We start from the raw sequence: 3,850 nt of genomic DNA on the forward strand, positions 1-3,850 counted from the left end.
GGGCCGCCGCGACCCGCGACCCCGAGCGCGCGATCGACGTGCTCGTCGACCGGAACGCCACGCTCGAGCGCAATCGGGAGATCGAACGGCGAAAGTTCGAAACCGCCGCAAATCAGCTGCAATTCACGCCGTACGTCCGGGATCACGGCTGGGGTGCGCAAGATCCGGCCCGGTGGCGGCGACTCGGAGAGACGCTCTCGGAGACGGCGCTGCTCGAGGGAGCGATCGATCCGGACGCGGTGTGGACCGACGAGTTTCGGCCCGCCGACGAGCCGATCGTCGCCGAGTACACCGACCGGATCCGGCCGACGGCGGAGTGATCGCGTCGACGGGTTTCGCCTCGATCCCCGCGTTCCCGCCATCGACAGTTCCGCGACGGTCGACAGGCATTTACTGGAGAACCCCGTACATCTGTGTCCGAATGGCCCTCGAGCAATCCGAGTACGACTTCTGGCTGCTGGACCTCGACGGGACCCTCGTCGACGTCGAGTGGTCCTACACCCGCGAGGTGTTCGACCGGGTCGGCGACCGGCTGGGCCGGGAGTTCACCGACCGGGAGGCCGACATCCTCTGGAGCGGCCTGACCGGCTCCCGGGACCGCCAGCTCGAGGAGTGGGGGGTCGATCCGCAGGCGTTCTGGGAGGTCTTCCACGACGAGGAGGACCCGCTGGTGCGGGCCGAACAGACCTATCTCCACGAGGATGCCGCGTTCGTCGCCGACCTCGAGGCACCGGTCGGGCTCGTCACGCACTGTCAGGAGTTCCTCGCCGAGCCGGTGCTGGAGCACGTCGGGATCCGTGACTGGTTCGACGCGCGCCTGTGCTGTACCGAAGAGACCGGCTGGAAACCCGACCCGGGCCCCGTCGAACGCGTCATGGCCGATCTCGGCGTCGGCCACAACGGCCACCGCGGTGTACTCGCGGGCGACGGTGCTTGCGACATCGGTGCGGCCTGGAACGCCGGACTCGACGCGATCCACGTCGAGCGCGTCGGCCACGAGCGGCGGGGCCGGTGCGTGCTCGGCGATCACCGCGTCCGCTCGTTCGACGAACTGGGGTTCGATGGCCCGCATCGATCGGCGACCGACTGACGTTTCAAGGCGAGCGCCCTTTCCGGTGGGCGTCTGAGCTGTCGTATGGAAACTGACAGCACGGATCACGCGATCCTCTCTCTCCTGCAGGCGGAGAGTCGGGCGGATTTCACGCACGACGAGATCGCCGAGCGGATCGATGTCTCCTCGAGCACCGTCAATAACCGCATTCAAAGGCTGGAAGCGGAGGGCGTCCTCAAGAAGTTCGATCCGGTGATCGACTACGAAACGGCGGGCGCACCCCACCACATTCTGTTCGTCTGTACGGCACCGATCGTCGAGCGAAAGGCGCTCTGCAAGGACGCGATCGAGGTACCGAACGTGGTCAATACTCGGGAGTTGTTGACCGGATCGCAGAACCTGCACGTCGAAGCCGTCGGCATGACGGCCGAAGACATCGAAGCCGTTACGGAGGATTTGGACGCTCTCGGCCTCGAAATCAATGGATCGGAGAGTCTCAGAACGGAGTACAGCCGCCCGTTCGACCACTTCGGGTCCGAAGTGGTGGACGAATCCGCGTCGGAGTGACCGTCTCGAGCGCCTTCGTCTCTGGCTTGGCGCGAGAACGGGCCATTATTGTGTGGAACACAACCAGAACGAATCTTTCCTGCTGGATACCGGCAACGAGAGATACCACTGTTCTTATGCATTTGCCCGGCCTTACTCGGATAATGGATTCTCACTCATCGAAGCGATCGTCCGACGATGCAGCGGTCCCAGTTTCGATCCGCGTCGTGGAAGCGGTCGCAGCCCGTGACGGGGTCGATCCGCTCGAGCTCTCGCCGCCGCTCCACGACGCGGTCGATCCGACCGCGTTGGACGCGCTCTTCGAGCCGACCGGCTCCGGAAACCGAACCGCCGGCACCGTTTCGTTCACCTATCGAGGGCACCGGGTACACGTCGAGAGTGACGGCCGGATCACGCTCGGGACCAGCAGTGAGGGTGCCAGTGAGACCACAAAGAATTCAGCAGTTCAGTCAGAGACGAACTCACGATGAAGTACTGCCTCGACTGCGACTGGCATCTGAACGCCGTTAGCGAACCGTCACAACACGACCGCTCGCAGGCGGCGATCGAGCATCACGTCGAGACGGGACACGCGATCGACTCGAGCGAATCGATCGTCCGTCCGACGATTCCCGACATCACCGGCGAGATATTCGTTCGCGACCTCGTTCCCTCGAGCGACTGATATCCGAGCGGCCGGCGCCCCACCGTCGCTCACCCGTAGTGTTTCTCGAGGTAGTCGACGATCTCGTCGCTCTCGTAGAGCGATTCCTCACGGTCGGTGTCGACGAGGAACGGAATCGCATCCTCGCCGCCCAGATCGATCATCGCCCCGTGGCTCCACTCGTTGAGCACCTCGCCGTCGTCGCCGGGTCGGCGGGGGTTGTGAATCACGTACGAGACGCCGAGAGCCGTCAGTTTCTCGCGAACGTCCGCGCTGTGTGGACAGTCCTCCGCCTGGTATAGCTCGAGCATCCTATGCACGCCGACCACACCCCTGCCCGTAAACGTTGGCCGTGTGTCAACCGGCGAATCACGGGCCCGCATTCACACATTCTTACCATTACTTCGACAGGAAAGCTTATGCCGGGATACTCGGGTTATCGAGCATGGAACGCGACACGCCGGTACGAAATCGAACTCACTCAGCCGCAAACGACGCCCAGCTGCCGAATCTCGTCACGATCGTCGGTCGCGGAGTCCCCTCGAACTACGAGATCGCCGTCGACGGTGACCTCGAGATGCTCGCGGACGATCCGATGGCTGAGAGAACCGTCCTCTCGGGGAGCGTCGCCGAGGGAGCAATCGATGTCGGCGTCCAGCGGTTCCGTTTCTCGGGCGAGATGGCGAACGTTCACCTCGTCGATTGGAACGGCAACGAAGCGCCCAACTCCGCGAGCGTCCCGACGGTCCACGTCGAGTACGGCGCGCCGAATCGGTAACGGGGTCTCGTCTCCCGACGGGAGACGGTCCGGGTAGGGGTGTTCGCAGATGCTGCCGAGTGACCGTCGCTAGTCTGACAAAGACTACTTTGAACCGGAAAACGGACTCGAGAGCGATGGCACTCCGCCGCGTCGTCAGTCGTCGTCGGTCGCGCCGAGACTCGCGTCGCCGGCCGGTGCGTCACCGGTCGTCGCGTCGCCGGTGACGACGGCAGCCATCGATGGCGGCGCGATCGGCCCGTCGTTCGTGCCGAACTCCGGATCGAACAGTTGGAGCGCGGTATGGATGGTGCTCCAGTCGTCTTCCGCCGCCGCCTCCCGCAGGCTCTTGGTCGGCGGTGCGAGCAACTGATTGACCAGCGAGTCGGCCATCGCCTCGACGACTTCGCGTTGCTCGTCGGATACCTCGTCGCCCTCGAGTTGCGAGAGGGCCGTCTCGACCTCCCGTTCCTTGATCCGCTCGGCGGACTCGTACATGGCGGCGATGGCCTCGTCGGCGCGGGCGCGCTTGTATTGCTCCGTGAGCAGGTCGAACTCCCGGTCGATCATCGATTCGACCTGGCGAGCCGCATCGGCTCGCTGGTCGCGGGTCTCCGCGGTGATCGACTCGAGGTCGTCCAGATCGAAGACCCGCACCGCGGGCAGTGCGGCGGTCGCCGGTGCGACATCGCGAGGCTGCCCGAGATCGACGATCACCTGTTCAGTCGGCTGCCCCTCGAAATGTCGGGACTCGAGTATCGGATCCTCGCTGCCGGTCGCCGTGACGACGACGTCGGCGCGGGTCGCGACGGTATCGAGCGCCTCGAGCGGC

General features: G+C 64.8%; 7 protein-coding genes and 1 pseudogene. 6 read left to right on the top strand and 2 right to left on the bottom strand.

The window, feature by feature from the left end; genetic code table 11:
• The 5 genes and pseudogenes from PGX04_RS12485 to PGX04_RS12505 form a co-directional block, all read left to right on the top strand.
• A pseudogene (locus tag PGX04_RS12485) lies at positions 1–320 on the top strand (ABC transporter substrate-binding protein); the annotation flags it as partial.
• 101 nt (positions 321–421) lie between these two features.
• On the top strand, positions 422–1,090 hold the full coding sequence (locus tag PGX04_RS12490; protein ID WP_273738806.1) for an HAD family hydrolase: 669 nt from the start codon (positions 422–424) through the stop codon (positions 1,088–1,090).
• A 45-nt stretch (positions 1,091–1,135) separates the two neighbouring features.
• Positions 1,136–1,618 carry an Lrp/AsnC family transcriptional regulator gene (locus PGX04_RS12495; protein ID WP_273738807.1) on the top strand — a complete coding sequence of 161 codons (483 nt, stop codon included), beginning with the start codon at positions 1,136–1,138 and terminating at the stop codon, positions 1,616–1,618.
• A gap of 143 nt (positions 1,619–1,761) precedes the next feature.
• On the top strand, positions 1,762–2,088 hold the full coding sequence (gene ddfA / locus PGX04_RS12500) for a DdfA family disk-determining factor (protein ID WP_273738808.1): 327 nt from the start codon (positions 1,762–1,764) through the stop codon (positions 2,086–2,088).
• Positions 2,085–2,282, top strand: a complete 198-nt coding sequence (locus PGX04_RS12505; protein WP_273738809.1) for a hypothetical protein — start codon at positions 2,085–2,087, stop codon at positions 2,280–2,282. The genes ddfA and PGX04_RS12505 overlap by 4 nt, the downstream gene beginning before the upstream one ends.
• Positions 2,283–2,311: 29 nt before the next feature.
• Here PGX04_RS12505 and PGX04_RS12510 read toward each other — a convergent pair whose 3' ends face one another.
• Positions 2,312–2,572, bottom strand: coding sequence for a glutathione S-transferase N-terminal domain-containing protein (locus PGX04_RS12510; RefSeq protein WP_273738810.1), 261 nt, complete (start codon positions 2,570–2,572; stop codon positions 2,312–2,314).
• 134 nt (positions 2,573–2,706) lie between these two features.
• Between PGX04_RS12510 and PGX04_RS12515 the strand changes: the two genes are divergently transcribed.
• A complete protein-coding gene (locus PGX04_RS12515; RefSeq protein ID WP_273738811.1) occupies positions 2,707–3,039 on the top strand; it encodes a hypothetical protein in 333 nt (110 codons plus the stop codon).
• Between the two features lie 135 nt (positions 3,040–3,174).
• On the opposite strand, the gene PGX04_RS12520 is transcribed toward PGX04_RS12515, so the two are convergent.
• Positions 3,175–3,850: glutamyl-tRNA reductase (locus PGX04_RS12520; protein WP_465263811.1), on the bottom strand; the 676-nt coding region annotated here is incomplete at its 5' end.

Source organism: Natrinema soli, assembly GCF_028618695.1.